This window comes from Patiriisocius sp. Uisw_047, from assembly GCF_047730165.1.
Taxonomy (GTDB): domain Bacteria; phylum Bacteroidota; class Bacteroidia; order Flavobacteriales; family Flavobacteriaceae; genus Patiriisocius.
Window position 1 is genome coordinate 807,536 of sequence record NZ_CP159834.1, and the last position, 18,266, is coordinate 825,801.

Below are 18,266 nucleotides of genomic sequence, written 5' to 3' on the forward strand. Positions count from 1 at the left end.
GATTTTATTATAATTTTAAAGTAACTTCGTATATTTATTAACTAATCTAGTTCTATTTTTGTCACAATTACTCCTTTCCATTAATGCCCTTTCTATTTCCTTCGGAAATGCCAAAAACCCAATTGAAGTAGTCCACGACATTTCATTCTCGGTCAACGAAAATGAAATCGTAGGGATTGTCGGGGAATCTGGTTCTGGTAAATCAGTTACCTCTTTGGCGATTATGGGTTTGCTGCCTAAAAAAAACACCCATATTAAAGGAGCCGTCTTATTTAATGGTAGCGAACTAACAAGTCTTAAAAATTCCGAAGCTAGAAAAATACGTGGTAAAGAGATTGCCATGATTTTTCAAGAACCGATGAGCGCACTCAACCCATCTCTAAAATGTGGTTTGCAAGTTGCCGAAATGCTCCAGAATCACACGTCGCTTTCTAAACCTGCGATTAGGAAAGAAGTGCTCTCCCTTTTTGAAAAAGTAAAACTCCCTAATCCCATCGAACTTTACAATCGGTATCCGCATCAAATAAGTGGAGGCCAGATGCAAAGAGTGATGATCGCGATGGCGATTGCCTGCAAACCAAAATTGCTTATCGCAGATGAACCAACCACTGCGCTTGACGTTACGGTGCAAAAAGAAATTATAGCCCTATTAAAGGAACTACAGGCCGAAACGAAAATGGGCTTATTATTTATCTCTCATGATTTGAGTCTCGTGAGCGAAATTGCAGACAGAGTCTTAGTAATGTATCAAGGAAAAATTGTAGAAAGCGGGACCGTACATCAGATTTTTAAAAAACCAAAAGACGATTATACAAAAGCACTATTAGCCTCTAGACCTGCCCTTGGAGAACGTTTAGAAAAACTACCTACCATTGCCGCTATTGCAGCAGGTACTTTTAAACCTAAACTAGTGACGGCGCAACAACGCGGGGTACGACATAAAAAACTATACACTAGCGCTCCTATTCTATCTGTGCTCAATGTGGAAAAAGAATACTATAGCAAGAGTGGAATCTTTGGTAAAAAAACCGCTTTCAAAGCCGTGAATGACGTAAGCTTTGAGGCATATGAAGGAGAAACCGTAGGACTTGTAGGAGAGTCTGGCTGTGGAAAATCTACCTTAGGAAAGGTAATTCTGCAACTTGATAAAGCGACGGCAGGTACTGTTTTATATAGAGGCAACGACATCACAAAATTATCCAGTACTGAAACTAGAATGCTCCGTAAGGAGATTCAACTAATCTTTCAAGATCCTTTTTCTTCTTTAAATCCTAGACTCACCATAGGTGAAGCCATTACAGAACCAATGATTGTGCACGAAATAGGAAAAAATAAACGGGACAGGAAAAAACGCATAGAAGATTTACTCACTCGTGTAGGGCTTGACGAGACCTATTTTAATCGCTATCCGCATCAATTATCGGGAGGTCAAAGACAACGTGTGGGCATCGCTAGAACCATTGCGATGGAGCCCAAGCTTATTGTTTGTGACGAGTCTGTTTCGGCATTAGACATTTCTGTACAGGCGCAGGTGCTTAATTTATTGAATGAATTGAAGGATAATTTTGGCTTTACCTATATATTTATCTCACACGATCTCGCGGTTGTAAAATATATGGCAGACCAATTACTGGTAATGAATACAGGTCAATTTGAAGAAGTAGGTGATGCAGATGAGATTTATGCACAACCCCGCAAAGCATACACAAAACGATTGATTGACGCGATACCAAAGGGGATATAAAAATTAAAAAAAGCATAAAAAAGCCCGTTCTAACCTCACAAAGAACGGGCTAACCTTTTATCTGATATCGTAGCAGATTCTGGGTAATTAATAATGAAAATTAAACGACTGAAAAACGATTGTTTTTTCTTGTGTTCTCGTTCTTAAAATAAATTTTTCCTCCATCACCGTAGTGATGTATATCATAGGATATTTTCTCTGAGTTCTGATTGTTGAATTGAAATGTTTTACCTTCTGCATCAATGACAAAATCATTGTCCATAAAAGGGTTCTCAGATAACTTTTGTTCGGCGTACTTTAAATTTTGGGACATAATCAAATTTTTAATTATTAGACAAATTTAGGCGCATTCAATTCCAAGTCTAAGTCAACAACAAAACTTTCATAGCCACATACGTTACGTTTTTCACAAGACGCGTTGTATTTTTAAGTGACTTAATTAAATTTTTCATCAGTAGGTTGTTCTTTAATCCAGGATTGTAAATATGCAATATACTTTTTAATAAAAAAGCTAAAACACGGATATTATCGATGAAATACATCAAATTTTAACATTTAAGGTGTATTTCAAAGGATAAAAGAGTTGTTTAGCGGAAAAACGAAAGGGTTTTACCTATTTATTTTCCTTGTAGATCGGTTTTTTTATACAGCACGCTAGTTGTGACAGGAGATAGAGCGTTTTTCATCGCCTAATGTATCTCTCGCTTCATTATATAGGCGCTTAACACATAAAAAGAATCGTTTGTAAGAAGTAATATAGTGATGATACTTTTATTTTAAAAGGTCATTTCTGGAATATTTCCTTCAATGATCAAGTCACCTTCTGTAGCGCTTTGTATTTCTGAAACACTAACACCTGGAGCCCGTTCTAATAGTTTAAACTTCCCATCCACAACTACTAGGACCGCTAGGTTTGTAACTATTTTTTTTACACAGTTAACGCCAGTTAATGGCAGCGAGCATTTTTTTAGCATTTTAGATTCGCCAGCACGGTTCGTGTGCATCATGGCTACGATAATGTTTTCTGCAGACGCAACTAAGTCCATAGCGCCGCCCATTCCTTTTACCATCTTACCTGGAATCTTCCAATTTGCGATGTCCCCATTTTGGGCTACTTCCATAGCGCCTAGGATAGTTAGGTCCACGTGTTGTCCTCTTATCATTGCAAAGCTCGTAGCGCTATCAAAAAACGAAGCGCCAGCCATTGCAGTAATTGTTTGTTTCCCGGCGTTTATCAAGTCTGGATCTTCTTCTCCCTCTAAAGGAAAAGGCCCCATGCCAAGAATCCCGTTTTCGCTCTGAAACTCTACCTCTATATCTTCTCGCACGAAGTTTGCGACCAGTGTTGGAATTCCGATACCGAGATTTACATAATATCCAGCCTTTACTTCTTGAGCGATACGTTGTGCTATTTGTTCTTTAGATAATGCCATATTATTTTCTCCTTATTTTATATCTATTAAAGTTATTTGCCTCCTTGTTTTCATAAGCCCAAGCGGTAAAACTGACAGAAACAGGATTAAACTTGCAGCAAATCCTATATAAAACCAAGTTAATACATCGACTACAACTGCTAAAACCGCGACTAGTATTAGAATGGAGCTGTCTTCTTTTGCGGTTAGTTTATTAATGTGTTTATTTTCTAATTTTCCACATATAGTGCAGTTAACCTTTACCTCATCTCCTAGCTTTTCCTGTAACAAACCACGATCAGAAAATTTAGGTTTAAACGTGCTTTCTGCATTGCAACTGTTACATATGCAGGTTAGTTTCATTCTATCTTTTTCTTACCGTTAATTGCTCAATTCGCTTTTCATACTTCTCCCCTTGAAAAATGCGTTGAACAAAAATACCCGGCACATGAATATGGTTTGGATCGAGTTCGCCAGCTGGAACAAGCTCTTCAACTTCGGCAACCGTTATTTTTGCAGCGCCGGCCATATTTGGATTGAAGTTTCTGGCTGTACCCTTAAAGACAAGGTTTCCTGCGGTATCTCCTTTCCACGCTTTTACAAAAGCAAAGTCTGCCTTAAAAGCGTACTCTAGCAAATGCATCTTACCATTAAATTCTTTAGATTCTTTTCCGTCACCTACTTCGGTGCCGTAGCCGGCTGGCGTGTAGAATGCTGGAATACCACTTTTTGCAGCCTGGCATCTTTGAGCCAAGGTTCCTTGAGGAATAAGATCCACTTCAAGTTCGCCGCTTAGCATTTGCCGTTCAAACTCAGCGTTTTCTCCAACATAGCTGGAGATCATTTTTTTAATCTGATGTTTTTGTAATAGTTGCCCAAGTCCAAAGTTGTCAATCCCCGCATTGTTAGAAATACAGGTTACCCCAGTTACATTCAGTTCAACGAGTTTCGCAATGGCGTTTTCTGGGATTCCGCTAAGGCCAAATCCTCCTAGCATAAAGGTCATATTATCAGAAACTCCTTGGCAAGCTTCAGAAACATTTGCTACTGTTTTGTTTATCATATAATGTATTCATTAAGCCGAAATATCCAGCCATTACTATTTTGCGTGCGCTTAAAAAAGAATTCTACTCGGGTTAATGATGTTAAAAATACGATTAATGTTTCATTAAAAAGCCGTCCCTAAAAATCAAACTCATCTGGAATCTCCTCGATGTTCTCACCGCTGTTTTGCTTGTAATCATCGCAATCTGTGACAATCGACATGTTGCTTGGCTTAGCAAACTCTTGATCAGAGATACCCAATTTTTCGTCTGCGTAGCATTGCTGCATATAGAGTGCCCAGATAGGTAATGCCATCGTAGCTCCTTGACCATATGCGGTTCTGTTAAAATGGACAGAACGATCTTCGCCTCCTACCCAAACTCCGGTCACTAGATTAGGCACCATGCCCATAAACCAACCATCACTATTATTCTGAGTCGTTCCAGTTTTTCCCGCAATTGGGTTTTTAAACTCATAGGGATATCCCGTTACCGATGATTTGTAAACAGGATTCGTCACACGCCATTTGCTTCTTAATCTATTTCCAGAACCTGTTTTAGTAACCCCTTCCATTAAGCTTACAGTTACATATGCTGTCTCGCTACTTATCACATCTTTTACTTGTGGAATATTCTGATAAAGAACGGTTCCGTTTTTGTCTTCTATACGAGTGATCACTGCAGGTTTTATATAGACCCCTTCGTTTGCAAAAGTGCTATAAGCGCCTACCATTTCATATAAGGAAAGGTCTGCTGTACCTAAGGCTAAAGAAGGTACTTCTACTATGTTTTTTGTATCCACACCCATTTTCCGAATTAATTCTATCACTGGTTTCGGTCCAACTCTATACATTAATTTTGCACTAATCGTGTTGATAGATTTGGCGAGCGCCTCTCTAAGTGTTAGCATATCTCCATAATCATCACTAGCGTTTTTAGGGCACCAGTCTTTTGTATTTCCTTGTGCTCCGGCTGGAATACAGAAAGGCACGTTTGCTACGGTATCACAGGGCGACATATGCATCTGGTCTATGGCTGTAGCGTATAAAAAAGGTTTAAAGGTAGAACCAACTTGGCGCTTACCCGTTTTAACCATATCATACTTAAAGTGCTTATAATCGATCCCACCTACCCAAGCTTTAATCTCACCTGTCTGAGGTGTCATAGACATCATCGATGCCTGTAAGAATGATTTGTAATATCTAATAGAATCTCTAGGAGTCATCGTTGTGTCTATGTCACCTCCCCAAGAAAAGATCTTCATCTTCGCTTTTTTATCAAAACTCGCAATGATTTCTTTGTCGTTTTTTCCTTGTTTTTTGAGTTCTCTCCAACGATCGCTTCTGCGCATAGAGTTATCAAATATTCTGTCTACTTCTTCTTCAGTGACATCTCTAAAAGGAGCTGTTTTGTTTTTTTTATTTTGAGCATCAAATTCTAATTGTAGTTTTGACATATGCTGGTCCATAGCGTTTTCTGCATATTGCTGCATTTTAGAATCAATAGTCGTATACACTTTTAAGCCATCACTATATATACTATACTTACTTCCATCGCTTTTAAGATTGTCTTTAATCCAATCTTGCATAAAAGCGCGTGCGTACTCTCTAAAATACGTTGCAATACCTTCATCGTGTCCTTGTGGTGTATAGTCAAACTCTAGCGGTGTTGCTTGTAAAGAGTCTTTTACTTGTTCACTTATATAATCATACTTGTACATCTGTTTAAGCACCACATTACGTCTATTGTAGACTCCTTCAGGATTTCGAAGTGGATTATATAAAGAAGAGTTTTTAAACATCCCGACGAGCATAGCAGATTCTAACGTGTTTAAATCACGAGGTGGTTTATCAAAATAAATATTGGAGGCAGACTCGATCCCAATGGCTTGATTTAAGAAGTCATAAGTATTAAAATACATCGTAATGATTTCTTCTTTCGTATAGCGACGTTCTAGACGCGTTGCGATAATCATCTCTTTTATTTTCTGCATCGCTCTTTCTAGCTTGTTCTGTGAAGCTCCGCCATCTGTAAATAACTGCTTTGCCAATTGCTGAGATACTGTACTCGCCCCACCGTTAGTCCCTAAAAAGGCCATCGCACGCGCTAGTCCTTTTGCATCAATACCCGAGTGGTCGTAAAAACGAATATCTTCTGTAGCTAATAATGCATTGACTAAGTGGTCTGGCAACTCTTCAAAGTCTACAGGAGTTCTGTTTTCTTTGTAAAACTTACCGAGCACGACACCATCAGAACCTACAATCTCTGTCGCTAGGTTTTTTTCTGGGTTCTCGAGGCTTGTCTCATCTGGAAGTGCACCAAATGCACCCCAAGAGGCCAATAAAAATACGAGAAATACAACGCCGATACCAGTAGTAAAAAGCATCCAGAAAGTACGAATGTGTTTGCCTACGCCGGTTGTTTTTGATTTTTTCTTTGCTGATTTAGTTGCCATGAGAGATATAATTAGAACAAAAGTATTTTATTTAACGGTACGAAGATGCTATTTATTTCCTAAAATAATCATCACAAACTAGTATATGTAATCCCCTATTGAGAATGCGTGGCACATTTTCGCCGAAAGTCAAAAAAATCTAGTTCACTGCTTTCTCAATCGTGTAGCCCACATCTGTAATGCCTAACAATCGCATTACACCATCTACCTCGTTGTTGTTACGCAGTGCTTGGCCTATCTCTAGATGGTACTCGCCCTCTTCATTAAACTGTATTTTTTCTTTTAATACGAGTTTGCTCTGTTTGAGGCTGCCTATGCCTTCTCCCAGCCACGTACCGTCTGGACGAGCCATCCGGTACTCGAGCGTGTCTATGGCAGTCTTGCCATTAGGATATCGCAAGGTTGTAATCAGAAAAATATTGCTGTATGGATATTCGTTTGTATTGCGCAATTGCAAATAAACATTGTAATCCTGTTCTTTTTCTAGCTCCGGAAATGTAAAATCTACCGTTAACTGGCTATCCCAAAAACTAGGTAGCGTCTGTGAATCACCCGCGACAGCATCCCCCAGACAAGACGTCAACAGCATCCCAACACAAAACAAAGCAATCAATTTACGCATCTTTTTTAGGGCCTTGTTTTTGATTGTTATTCGGTCTCGGTTTATTGTTATTGTTGCGGCGCTTTTTATTGCTGCTTCTTGGGGTAGGCTTGTTGCCTGTAGCCGTGGATTTTGACCCAGTTCCTGCTCCTTTATCTGCTTTTTCCGGTTGTCTCTTTCTGCTCTTATTATTCGAATTGCGACGCTTTTTATTGCTTCGTTTAGGTTGGTCAAAACGTGTTAAACTGTCTTGTCCTACGACATTGCTATAAATCTCTTTTTCAAGATTTACAAACACTTCTTCTTTAAATTCTTCTAGTGTTGCAACCTTGTCGCCTTTTTTATTAATAGCAATAATCTCATTGACCTTACTCACTTTAAGTTCGTGCCAGTTCATCCCGTCTTTAAGGTATGAGAACCACATTAACCCCTTAAAAATATCTGTCTTTTGGCAAACCGCAGGACCTTTATCTGTTTGTAACTTAACGTCTGTTTTAGGAAATTCCTGCAAAGCATCTAGATAGGTATCTAGCTCATAATTTAAACAACATTTAAGCTTTCCACACTGGCCCGCTAGCTTTTGCGGATTCAATGATAATTGCTGATAGCGTGCTGCCGAGGTGCTTACAGATCTAAAATCTGTTAACCAAGTAGAACAGCATAACTCGCGACCACAAGAACCAATACCACCTAATCGCGCCGCTTCTTGACGGAAACCTACTTGCTTCATCTCTATGCGAGAATTAAAAGTACGTGCCAATTCTTTTATAAGTTCTCTAAAATCTACACGCTCTTCTGCCGTATAATAGAAGATTACTTTTGATGCGTCACCCTGAAACTCGATGTCACTTATCTTCATTTTTAAACCTAAACGAATCGCTATCTGACGTGATTTTTTCTGAATATCGTCTTCTTTATCTCTAGCCGCTTGCCAGATATCCACGTCTTTTTGAGTTGCTTTACGGTAGATGGCAGGAAGGAGTTCTGTATCCAGACGTTCCTTTTTCTTTTTCATCTGCACGCGCACGAGTTCGCCCGTAAGGGTTACAATCCCAACGTCATGACCAGACTCTGCTTCGGTCGCAACGATGTCGCCTATGGAAAGGGTAAGGTTTTCTTTATTGATATAGAAGTGTTTTCTTCCGTTTTTAAAACGCACTTCTACTCCATTAAAAGGAATCATATTTGCAGGAAGCGACATATTTGAAAGCCAATCAAACACCGTTAGTTTATTACAACCGTCAGTACCACAAGTCCCATTGTTCTTGCAGCCTTTAGGTTGACCACCGGCGCCAGAGGCACAGCTTGTACAGCCCATAATTTTATATATATATAGTGCTCTTTTAAAACCTAAAAGAGACGAAGATTAGTAAATACTTGTTTAATACGTAAAGATACGGTTTTTGAGATAACGAAAGCCGCCGAGTATTAATTGTACTTCGGAAATTTTGATGAGGTTTTTAATGGTGTGAAAATGGAATGCCCTTAAAGTTTTTTTAAAAAGGGCTTTAGAGCGGTTCCATTATTCATTCCAGCCTTTTCAGACCTTTTTCATACATTTGTTAAAAGCCAAAAAACATTAAATCATTGTTATGTATATAAAATTCAACTTTTTAACAAGCGCCAACTGTGCGCTCTTGTTGTTATTAAACATCGTGATGTCGCAAGCGCAAATTGACACAAATACAATTGGTGGTGGGTATAAGGTTCAAAATCAAAACGGCCCTTGCCTTAGCCAAGCAGAAAGAAGCTTCTATCAATCTGAAGTTGTCAAGAACAGAATGATCCTTCAGGCCGCAGAAAAACTACAACAGCGATCTAATGCTGAGGTACTCTTTGACTGGCCAATAGCTGGAGATGCAAATGAGCAATATTCAAAAGTCTGGGCAATCTCAAACTACTTTGACCACGACCCTAGCACAAATTCGCTCCAAGACTATAATTGTGGGACGCGAACCTATGATACCAATAGTGGCTATGATCATGCTGGTGTAGATATTTTTACTTGGCCATTTTCTTGGAAATTAATGGACGAGGATAGAGCCCAAGTAATTGCAGCGCAAGAAGGGCAAATAGTTTTTAAACAAGATGGTAACTTTGATCGTAGTTGCGATTTTAATAATAACGCTTGGAACGCCATTTTTTTAGAACATAGTGACGGGAGTGTTGCTTGGTACGGTCATTTTAAAAACGGAAGCCTCACCTCAAAAAATTTAGGTGATATGGTGGCGCAAGGAGAATATCTAGGCGTGGTAGGCAGTTCTGGAAACTCTACAGGCCCACATCTACATTTTGAAGTGTATAATACTATAGGCGACCTTATTGATCCCTATGACGGTAATTGTAATGCAACAAACCCGGACCAAACTTGGTGGGCAGACCAGAAACCTTATCTCAATTCTGGTATTAATGCAGTATTAACGCATAGCGCTATTCCAGATTTTGGCAACTGTCCTGAGACAGAAATTTCTTATGAGTCTACCCAATTCGACCCTAATGACTCTGTTATTTTTGCCTCTTATTATAGCGATCAACGTTCTGGCACTGCTGCAAATCACACTTTAATTGATCCTAATGGCAATGTACATGTATCTTGGCAAAACGACTTCGATAATGACTATTATGCCTCTTGGTGGGTGCGCACACATAATGTGAGCGATGTAGAGGGAGCATGGACCTATCGCGTTACTTATTTTGGAGAGACCGTAAATCATACATTTAATGTGGGCGTCCTTAGTTTAGAGGACAAACAAGAACAAAGCGTGTCCTTGTATCCTAATCCCGCAAAGACGATGATTAACATAGATGCTGACTTTCCAATACAGCGTATTATAATATATAATTTGCTCGGGACTAAAGTGGTAGAAAAACAACAGCCATTTCAGCAGAAAACAGAAATAGCCGTATCTCATTTGTCATCAGGAATCTACTTTACGCGTGTAGCAGATGCAGAAGGAAATAATCAACTCATCAAATTTATAAAAGAATAAGATTTACTTCTTAAATCGTAACTTCTCAGACCGACCCTTCTTAAAAATTTTGTTGCTATTGTGTGTTCCAGCACGTAAAGCTTTTTGTTCTTCAAAAGGGAGGTGGACAATCTCTTGGCACGCTTTGGAGCAACAACTATCCATTGCTTTTTTGCAGGCTTCGCATTGTATAAAAAGTAAGTGACAACCCTCATTATCACAGTTTGTGTGGGCATCACAAGCAGCGCCACATTGATGACATTGTGCAATCACATCTTCTGTGATACGCTCACTACGGCGATGGTCAAAAACAAAGTTTTTCCCTATAAATTTATTTTCTAATCCTTTATTTTCTACTTGACGTGCATACTCAATAATCCCACCTTCTAACTGAAATACATTTTTAAACCCCTTGTGTTTATAATATGCGCTTGCTTTCTCACAACGGATTCCGCCAGTGCAATACATCACTAATTTCTTATCTTCTTTGTGGTCTTTTAAATCCTCTTCTATAATATCTAGCGAATCTCTAAAGGTATCCACATCTGGTGTCACTGCATTTTTAAAATGGCCTATCTCACTTTCGTAGTGATTACGCATATCTACCAACACCGTGTTTGGGTCTTCTATAAGTTCATTAAAACCAACAGCATCCAAGTGTACTCCCTTATTGCGCACATCAAAAGTATCGTCGTTTAATCCATCTGCGACAATCTTGTTACGCACTTTTACTTTCAGTTTTAAGAAGGATTTCAGGTCGTGCTCTATGGCGACGTTAAGCCGCACGTTTTCTAAAAAGCAAATCCCGTCTAGAAAATCTTTAAGATCATTAAAACGCGTTGCTGGGACAGAGAGCTGGGCATTGATACCTTCATGAGCGACATAAATACGGCCGAGCACTTGGAGGTCGTCCCAAGCCACAAATAAATGGTTTCTGAAAAGTTCTGGATTGCCAATCTTGGCATATTGATAAAAAGAAAGCGTTAAACGGTCTTCTCCCGCTTGCTCCAGCAGTGTTGCTCTTTCTATCGCGCTTAAGGTATTGTACAGTTGCATGCTATACTTGTTTAAGGGTTAAGAATATATTGTTGGACACAAAGATAGGGGTTTTCTTTAAGTGCTTAAAGTTTAAAGTGCACCAGAGTGATATGCAAAAAAATATAGGAGTTTGTTGTTTGAGAAAAATTAAAAAGAATACTGCTTTAGGCAAAAACAAAAATTAGCCTAAGATCCTATTAACATTTAATGCTTCACATCTTCCCTCTGAAGTTTCTCAATATCTCCTAGCAATCGATCTATATCTTCTTGCAAGGTGCCGTCATAAAAACCACGAACACGTTTTTTCTTATCTATTAGCAAAAAGTTTTCGGTATGGATTAAACCATATGGGTTGCCGGGGTTCTCTTTTGCTGCCATATAAGATTTTCGGGCAAGATCATAAATTTCTTTTTTAGAGCCTGTAACTAAATTCCATTTTAAAGCATCTACCCCTTTCTCTAGCGCGTATTTTTTGAGCTGGGCGACACTATCTACTTCTGGCATCACGGTATGCGAAAGCAGTAATACATCTGGGTTATTTTTTATTTTATCTTGAATTTGCACCATGTGATCTGTCATTATAGGACAAATGGTCTGACAGGTAGTGAAGAAAAAATCTGCTACATAAATCTTATTTTGATAATCATCTTGAGTGATGGCTTTACCATTTTGATTGGTCAATTTAAAATCTGCAATCGTGTGATTTTTTTTAATGTGCTGCACGGTACTATCGACGAGCTCGATATTAAGGCCTGTTCCTTTAGGTTGATAGACTGGGAGCCTTGCTTCCTCGGGCTTTAAAATGCTGTAAATACTATAAATAATGACCACTGATAAGACCGTAAGTACGATCCAGAGCATCTTGTATTTTAAAAAGAACGATTGCATATGTACTTGATATTTTAGCAAAATTACTACCTAAAAATCAAACTCGCACGACTAAGTGGAAAAAGTACCTAATGTATATTTTATAGGATGTCACACTATTTTTTTAGAAGCGTGTAAAAGGTTACTTTTGCAATCTTAATTTGGATACATACCTATGGAGTTTATCATAAAAATTGGTCAGTTTTTACTGTCTTTGTCTTTCCTAATCGTACTTCACGAGTTTGGGCATTATTTACCTGCTCGGTTGTTTAAAACACGAGTGGAAAAATTCTTCTTATTCTTTGATGTCAAGTTTGCATTATTTCAGAAAAAAATAGGAGAAACTATTTACGGAATTGGATGGTTACCCTTGGGAGGTTATGTGAAAATATCTGGGATGATCGATGAAAGCATGGACACTGAAGCCATGGCAGAAGAGCCAAAGGAATGGGAATTTAGAAGCAAGCCAGCTTGGCAACGTTTAATTATTATGCTTGGGGGTGTAACGGTAAACTTTTTACTGGCGTGGCTTATTTATATAGGGATGATGGCTGTTTACGGGGAGACGTATATTTCAAATGATAATATGAAGGATGGGTATGAAATTTCTAATCCTTTAATGCAGGAAATGGGTTTTCAGTCAGGTGACAAGGTGGTTTCTATGGATGGAAAGGTGTACGAAAAGTATACTGACATTCGCGCTAATTTTATTCTAGCAAATGAGGTCGTAATTAACCGTAATGGTTCAGAAAAAACTATAGCACTACCACAAGACTTTTTAGGAAGATTAACAGATGCAGAGGATCGTTCTACTTTTGAGCTGCGTTTTCCGTTTATAATAGATTCATTTAATGAAAGCTCCTTAAATAAAGAGGCTGACATAAATGATGGAGATCAAGTAATAGCCTTAAATGGAATACCTATTAAATTTTATGAAGAGATACGTGCTTTAACCCCTAAGTATAAAGGACAGACTCTAGAAGCTACTATTGTGCGTGATGGTGCAAAGCGAGTAGTAAATCTAAAAATAGATGAAGATGGAAAACTAGGTATCTACTCAAAATCTAGTATTTCTTTTTTCAATGAACAAGGCCTTATTACTAGTAAAGAATATAGCTTAGGTGAAAGTATAGGGGTAGGTTCTACAAAATTTGTAGATAAAATGGGCTGGTACTGGGGACAACTCCAAAAAATATTTACGCCTAGTACAGGAGCGTATAAAGGAGTAGGAGGCTTTAAAGCCATCTACGATATTTTCCCTGATTCTTGGGATTGGGAAAACTTCTGGAGTATCACGGCGCTTTTATCAATTATGCTTGGTGTGCTTAACTTGCTGCCTATCCCTGCATTAGATGGTGGTCACGTAACGTTTCTACTTTATGAGATGGTCACAGGACGTAAGCCTGGTGATAAATTTTTAGAGTATGCACAGGTGGTTGGTTTCTTTCTATTAATCGCTTTAGTGCTCTTTGCAAACGGGAATGATATTTATAGGGCAATATTTAAGTAAAATAATTGTGTGATTTTTTGCAGCAGTAAAAAATTGATTTATATTTGCATCCGCTAAAGGCAATAGTCTTTAATTTTCTATATGAAATTCCTCTTTAGCTCAGTTGGTTAGAGCATCTGACTGTTAATCAGAGGGTCCTTGGTTCGAGCCCAAGAAGAGGAGCGAAATTAAAGCCTTCACAGAAATGTGAGGGCTTTTTTTATGTGATTTATTTAAGTTTTATTACCCGTAAGCACCTGCCGCAGAATCACTTAATAGACGCGCCTATTTAAAGGAAAGCGAAATATTAAGATTCTTCTCAATAATCTGAAGGTATCTTTATTGAAAAACTGGCATGACTTATTTTAGCCATGTGTTGTTTCTCATTGTAAAAAAACTATTTCAGTATGTTGAACCCGCCCGCACTAATCCAGATGAGATCATAAGGCTGAAAACCTAAAAAGAGCCACACTTTTGTGCAGCCCTTTTTAGATTTAGCTAGAATTATATCGAACCATACATTTTATTTATCCTTAAAAACCATTTTACTTTTTAATCACTCTTTTAATTACATTAGCCCGACCCCCAAATATATGAACCAGGTAAACACCCGAAGAAAGTCTTGATAAATCAATTGCCTAGGTAGTGGCGTTAACGAAAGTAGTAGCCTGTTGCATCAATCTTCCATCGATATCATTACTATTAGTAATCATACCTAAAGAAGGATTTGGATAAAGGCGTTTGAAAAGTTCTTATCATCAATTTGTAGTATTACTTCAATACCAGAAAAGGTAACTTCCCCAAAAACGGTAAACATATCTCCATAATTATTTAATACTTCAATCCTAATAAAAGATGCTTCTAAAGCAGTAAAATCAAATACTTCTGGTGCCGAAAGACCCGCTGTAACTTGTGTAAAAGTATTTGGTGCTCCTGGTATTAAGTTATAATTTGTCCCATCTGTTGATTCATTTAGTATCACGTCTTTTAAAGCCAAGTGTAAATTAATTAGAATATCATCTACCAAAGAACTTAAATCCTCAAATGGCATCGTTTCAGATTCAAGATCCAGTCTCCGATTGGGTTGTACAATATCTTTGATTCCAAAAAATTGTAATTGTGGACTCATTTGATGTAATAATTGTCTTGTCTTTTTTCTGTCTCCTACTTTCAAACTCTCTTCTAAACTTTCTATCCGTGGCGGAATTAACTCTTGAAATTGAAGTAAATATTTATAAACAATGCTAGTATCACCTCTTGATATTTGAATTAATCCTTCTGGGTTAATAATAGTGGTATTCCAATGTATATCCAGGTATAAGCTGCTTTAGCCATTTCAGTTTGGCTAATAGTGCTCTCACGGCACGTCTTAAATGGTAGGCTGAAAAAAGGCCTTGTCTCAACGGTTGATCAAGCGGTCAATAACCGTTTGATAAACCATTAAATGAACCAAGGTCTGGTCATTTTTTAGGCGTAGAACAAGTTTAAAATCATAAGTAATTATTAGGTGTATGAGATCCTACAAACCCGTTTAAATTTTAGATTAAAGGCTTTGTATCTGTATTAAAGAAAAAAGCTCCTTTCAGCATTAACTGAAAGGAGCTTGATATTGAATCTATATGTTTTAATTAAGCAACAACTTCTTAGTCGCTCTTAACGCGCCATCTTCGCTCGTTATTTTTAATAGATATACCCCAGCATTCAAGTTGGCTCTTTCTATAATAACGGTATTGGAGTTAGACTGTAAAGACTGCACCTCTCTTCCTAATACATCATACATAAACACTTCTAGCCCTGTTATTCCATTGCCTACAATGATGGTTGTTGTTTCATCCATTGGGTTTGGAAAAATAGACACATCAAGCAAGGTGATATCATCTACGCCAAGTATGCAGTTTGGGTTGTTCAAGGCACCTGGTGTCCCATGTTCAAATCCTGGATTATTACACGCTTGCCAGCTTTCTGGTAGTGCATTGTCTAAGTTTGGATCTATTAATTCTAGTGTAGGTCCTAATCCATCTGCCGCCGCTGGCCAAGGATCTTGATCGTCATAAATTAAACTGTCCACAAGAGTACCGTTAGCATCAAACACGCGTACTAACTCTCCTGAACCGCTTAAACTAAAACTTAAATTACCATACACATTAGTCACATCTGGAAATAACGCTTGAAAGCCAGCTTGGTCTTCTACAATTACTAAATACGTATCGGGCTGCATAATAACACCTACTGGTATCACAAACTCGTGAAGGTCATCTTCATCTTTAAATATCCATCCTGACATATTTACGGCTGTTGGCGCGTTGTTATATAGCTCTATCCAATCTTTTACATCAAAGTCTGGAGCATCTTTATAGTTTATTTCATTGATAACAATATCCTCTCCACCAGCACTTTCTACAAACACTGCTTTTACGTTTTCCCCTTGCGTTAATTGAAAAGATGAGAGCACACTTGTAGGATCTGTCAATGTGTGATTGTCCAACTCCCAATGATCAAAAACATAACCAGGATTAGATTGAACCGCTTTGATATTCATGTCAATACCTCCGTGATACGATCCACCCCATAGGTACTCATCATAGGCTATGGTGATCGAGTTAAATTGTATTTGCCCTGCTCCTACTGGTTCTACGTCTAGCGTAACATCATATGGTCCCGTAAGATCATAGCAAGCATTTAATCCGTCCGGCAAGAAATCTATTCTATCTAAAATAAAGTCTTTTACTTTTTGAACATTGTCCTCCCACTCACTCACATTACCACCCCATCGTACGGTATGGTTTTGCATTTCTCCTGCAATAGAATTTTCTATCCCTTCTAAGGTCCCGATAGCTTCTTCTTCTGTAAAAACTGTGTTGTTTAAATCCATATAGCGTGTGATATAGTACTGACGGAACTCATCATTCTCTAAGAGCTTGTTCAATAAAACAATGTGCTGTTCTGGATCTGAAGAAATTTCTTCTGGATAACAAGGGTCTGCATCTGGGTTTTCATTAGGTACGCCAGTATAATTTATGTAATGATTAAATGTTGCGTCTTCATCCCATAATACATAGCCCCATTTAGTGTGACCTCCATTAGGATCCAAACCGCGCCACCAAGAGGTATTCCAGTTTATCCAGTCTGTACAAACCACAAATGAGTTGATGAGTATATAATCTACTAAGCTCGTTACATCAATCTCTGCCGCAACTTGTTCGTAGTTTGCTTGATTAGATAAGTCGTTATTCAAAGCAAAGCTATGAATCTCATCCCAGTCGTCAAATGCTTGCTGACCGCCATATTGAGCCCACGTATTTCCCCAGTTCATTAAATACTGGATATTATATTTGTCTTGGCCGTAATAATATTTTGTGTAATCAGCATCACTTACTTTTTCTCTAATTGAATACACTCCCCAATATTGACCGTTTGCATATACAACACAACGCTCGCCTCTTCGCATATCTACATTAAGGTCATTTTTATTAGCCAGTCTTTGAATAAACATATCTCTCATATGCGCGCTTGTATCAATTGCAGGATAGTTATCATCCCCAGAAGCGCGTATAATTACTTTTTGATAACTATCTCTTTCAGACCACGTAAGTAATTGTTCATTCAGTGCGTCGTGGTAGCCCATTTCATCTCTGGCTATATAATCAAAACTCCGCTGGTCCCATTGCCAAGAATCCTGCCCGTGCTTGTTGTACTCTCCATACCCGACTTCTTTTCTGATACCGCTAACGTCAAAATATTCCATAGTCCCTTCTGGCCTTAGACTTATATTACCATTCAATAAGTTTGTCATTTGGGTTGCAGAAACAGAAATCACTGGCAAGGTGTGATTTTCGTTAACGAAATAGGTGTTAAACACCATAAAGCTTGGCAATACGCCTTCCGTTCCTGGCATTACGATGGCTCTAACTATTTTTGTTGAAGCCACATTAATGGGCGTAGCATACACAGATGTTCCAGAACCTGGCAAGTTACCATTTACCGTATAACGTATTAAACTGTTAGGCTCTGTGCTTGTAATGCTTATTGACTGACTACTTGCATAAAACCCTGCTTCTACATTCATTTCTGGAGTCGCAGCATATCTATCATAAGCGGTCCCGACGTTGGCACTCGCTAAAGTTGGTTCGGTGAATATTTTCCAGGTAGCTGCTCCATTTGGACTTCTTCCCCTTGAATGTTCTAATTGTGTTTTTTCCATTAAAACACTGTCGAGAATCGTCCCGTCACTGGCTGCAAATACAATAGTCTCTGTATCTGCTTTTGTTTGTTTCAACTTAAAACTTGTGTGATAGTTGGACCCGACTGCTTCATTTCTTCCTGAGCACCAAAATTTAAGATATCCATTTGCAGGGATTGTGATTCCTGCCGGAATTTCCCACTTAGTAGTATTTGTATCACTATCGCTTAAATGATAACCGCCCAAATCTACCGCTAACGCTCCTGAATTATATAACTCTATCCAATCTTCTTGACTCTGGTAATTGTCTGTGTATCCTGATAAGTTTGAGGCAGAATATTCATTAACAACCACCTGACTCCATAACGGTGTAAGGAACATAATAAGTACAAATAAGAGTAATGCTTTTTTCATAATTTCTTTGTTTATAACCTGTATCGCTTCTTTTCGAAGAGATTAAATTTAAGA

The 18,266-nt window shown here is 38.3% G+C and carries 15 protein-coding genes and 1 tRNA gene; 4 read left to right on the plus strand and 12 right to left on the minus strand.

What is annotated here, in order from left to right:
• Window positions 1–58: 58 nt before the first annotated feature.
• Window positions 59–1,744, plus strand: a complete 1,686-nt coding sequence (locus tag ABXT71_RS03610; RefSeq protein WP_415372485.1) for an ABC transporter ATP-binding protein — start codon at window positions 59–61, stop codon at window positions 1,742–1,744.
• A 100-nt stretch (window positions 1,745–1,844) separates the two neighbouring features.
• Here ABXT71_RS03610 and ABXT71_RS03615 read toward each other — a convergent pair whose 3' ends face one another.
• The 7 genes from ABXT71_RS03615 to ABXT71_RS03645 all read right to left on the minus strand — a co-directional run bounded on the left by ABXT71_RS03615 (window position 1,845) and on the right by ABXT71_RS03645 (window position 8,573).
• On the minus strand, window positions 1,845–2,057 hold the full coding sequence (locus ABXT71_RS03615) for a hypothetical protein (protein ID WP_415372486.1): 213 nt from the start codon (window positions 2,055–2,057) through the stop codon (window positions 1,845–1,847).
• Between the two features lie 463 nt (window positions 2,058–2,520).
• Window positions 2,521–3,177 (minus strand): CoA transferase subunit B, encoded by a 657-nt coding sequence (locus tag ABXT71_RS03620; RefSeq protein ID WP_415372487.1) that lies wholly within the window; start codon window positions 3,175–3,177, stop codon window positions 2,521–2,523.
• Between the two features lie 12 nt (window positions 3,178–3,189).
• Window positions 3,190–3,519, minus strand: coding sequence for a hypothetical protein (locus tag ABXT71_RS03625; protein ID WP_415372488.1), 330 nt, complete (start codon window positions 3,517–3,519; stop codon window positions 3,190–3,192).
• A 1-nt stretch (window position 3,520) separates the two neighbouring features.
• Window positions 3,521–4,219: a CoA transferase subunit A gene (locus tag ABXT71_RS03630; RefSeq protein WP_415372489.1), complete on the minus strand. Its 699-nt coding sequence runs from the start codon at window positions 4,217–4,219 to the stop codon at window positions 3,521–3,523.
• Between the two features lie 119 nt (window positions 4,220–4,338).
• Window positions 4,339–6,654, minus strand: coding sequence for a penicillin-binding protein 1A (locus tag ABXT71_RS03635; protein ID WP_415372490.1), 2,316 nt, complete (start codon window positions 6,652–6,654; stop codon window positions 4,339–4,341).
• A 139-nt stretch (window positions 6,655–6,793) separates the two neighbouring features.
• Window positions 6,794–7,276, minus strand: a complete 483-nt coding sequence (locus ABXT71_RS03640; protein WP_415372491.1) for a gliding motility lipoprotein GldH — start codon at window positions 7,274–7,276, stop codon at window positions 6,794–6,796.
• A complete protein-coding gene (locus ABXT71_RS03645) occupies window positions 7,269–8,573 on the minus strand; it encodes a PSP1 domain-containing protein (protein WP_415372492.1) in 1,305 nt (434 codons plus the stop codon). The genes ABXT71_RS03640 and ABXT71_RS03645 overlap by 8 nt, the downstream gene beginning before the upstream one ends.
• A 274-nt stretch (window positions 8,574–8,847) precedes the next feature.
• On the opposite strand from ABXT71_RS03645, the gene ABXT71_RS03650 reads away from it, so the two are divergent.
• Complete coding sequence (locus ABXT71_RS03650) at window positions 8,848–10,245, plus strand: peptidoglycan DD-metalloendopeptidase family protein (protein WP_415372493.1); 1,398 nt, start codon at window positions 8,848–8,850, stop codon at window positions 10,243–10,245.
• Window positions 10,246–10,248: 3 nt separating this feature from the next.
• Here the strand turns inward: ABXT71_RS03650 and ABXT71_RS03655 are convergent, their stop codons facing one another.
• Both ABXT71_RS03655 and ABXT71_RS03660 read right to left on the minus strand, forming a co-directional pair.
• Complete coding sequence (locus ABXT71_RS03655; RefSeq protein ID WP_415372494.1) at window positions 10,249–11,280, minus strand: rhodanese-related sulfurtransferase; 1,032 nt, start codon at window positions 11,278–11,280, stop codon at window positions 10,249–10,251.
• Between the two features lie 186 nt (window positions 11,281–11,466).
• Complete coding sequence (locus tag ABXT71_RS03660) at window positions 11,467–12,150, minus strand: SCO family protein (protein WP_415372495.1); 684 nt, start codon at window positions 12,148–12,150, stop codon at window positions 11,467–11,469.
• 154 nt (window positions 12,151–12,304) lie between these two features.
• Here ABXT71_RS03660 and rseP point away from each other — a divergent pair, with 154 nt between their 5' ends.
• Together rseP and ABXT71_RS03670 are read left to right on the plus strand one after the other, a co-directional pair.
• Window positions 12,305–13,639, plus strand: a complete 1,335-nt coding sequence (gene rseP, locus ABXT71_RS03665; RefSeq protein ID WP_415372496.1) for an RIP metalloprotease RseP — start codon at window positions 12,305–12,307, stop codon at window positions 13,637–13,639.
• A gap of 88 nt (window positions 13,640–13,727) precedes the next feature.
• Window positions 13,728–13,801: transfer RNA gene (locus ABXT71_RS03670), tRNA-Asn, on the plus strand.
• A gap of 362 nt (window positions 13,802–14,163) precedes the next feature.
• Here the strand turns inward: ABXT71_RS03670 and ABXT71_RS03675 are convergent.
• The 3 genes from ABXT71_RS03675 to ABXT71_RS03685 all read right to left on the minus strand — a co-directional run bounded on the left by ABXT71_RS03675 (window position 14,164) and on the right by ABXT71_RS03685 (window position 18,212).
• A complete protein-coding gene (locus tag ABXT71_RS03675; RefSeq protein ID WP_415373059.1) occupies window positions 14,164–14,253 on the minus strand; it encodes a T9SS type A sorting domain-containing protein in 90 nt (29 codons plus the stop codon).
• A gap of 80 nt (window positions 14,254–14,333) precedes the next feature.
• Window positions 14,334–14,792, minus strand: a complete 459-nt coding sequence (locus tag ABXT71_RS03680) for a hypothetical protein (RefSeq protein ID WP_415372497.1) — start codon at window positions 14,790–14,792, stop codon at window positions 14,334–14,336.
• A 450-nt stretch (window positions 14,793–15,242) separates the two neighbouring features.
• Window positions 15,243–18,212 (minus strand): CotH kinase family protein, encoded by a 2,970-nt coding sequence (locus ABXT71_RS03685; protein ID WP_415372498.1) that lies wholly within the window; start codon window positions 18,210–18,212, stop codon window positions 15,243–15,245.
• Window positions 18,213–18,266 lie beyond the last annotated feature (54 nt).

Coding starts and splice junctions, on each gene's coding strand:
- ABXT71_RS03615 (WP_415372486.1), bottom strand. CDS start 2,057: ATGTCCCAAAATTTAAAGTACGCCGAACAAAAGTTATCTGAGAACCCT.
- ABXT71_RS03620 (WP_415372487.1), bottom strand. CDS start 3,177: ATGGCATTATCTAAAGAACAAATAGCACAACGTATCGCTCAAGAAGTA.
- ABXT71_RS03625 (WP_415372488.1), bottom strand. CDS start 3,519: ATGAAACTAACCTGCATATGTAACAGTTGCAATGCAGAAAGCACGTTT.
- ABXT71_RS03630 (WP_415372489.1), bottom strand. CDS start 4,219: ATGATAAACAAAACAGTAGCAAATGTTTCTGAAGCTTGCCAAGGAGTT.
- ABXT71_RS03635 (WP_415372490.1), bottom strand. CDS start 6,654: ATGGCAACTAAATCAGCAAAGAAAAAATCAAAAACAACCGGCGTAGGC.
- ABXT71_RS03640 (WP_415372491.1), bottom strand. CDS start 7,276: ATGCGTAAATTGATTGCTTTGTTTTGTGTTGGGATGCTGTTGACGTCT.
- ABXT71_RS03645 (WP_415372492.1), bottom strand. CDS start 8,573: ATGGGCTGTACAAGCTGTGCCTCTGGCGCCGGTGGTCAACCTAAAGGC.
- ABXT71_RS03650 (WP_415372493.1), top strand. CDS start 8,848: ATGTATATAAAATTCAACTTTTTAACAAGCGCCAACTGTGCGCTCTTG.
- ABXT71_RS03655 (WP_415372494.1), bottom strand. CDS start 11,280: ATGCAACTGTACAATACCTTAAGCGCGATAGAAAGAGCAACACTGCTG.
- ABXT71_RS03660 (WP_415372495.1), bottom strand. CDS start 12,150: ATGCAATCGTTCTTTTTAAAATACAAGATGCTCTGGATCGTACTTACG.
- rseP (WP_415372496.1), top strand. CDS start 12,305: ATGGAGTTTATCATAAAAATTGGTCAGTTTTTACTGTCTTTGTCTTTC.
- ABXT71_RS03685 (WP_415372498.1), bottom strand. CDS start 18,212: ATGAAAAAAGCATTACTCTTATTTGTACTTATTATGTTCCTTACACCG.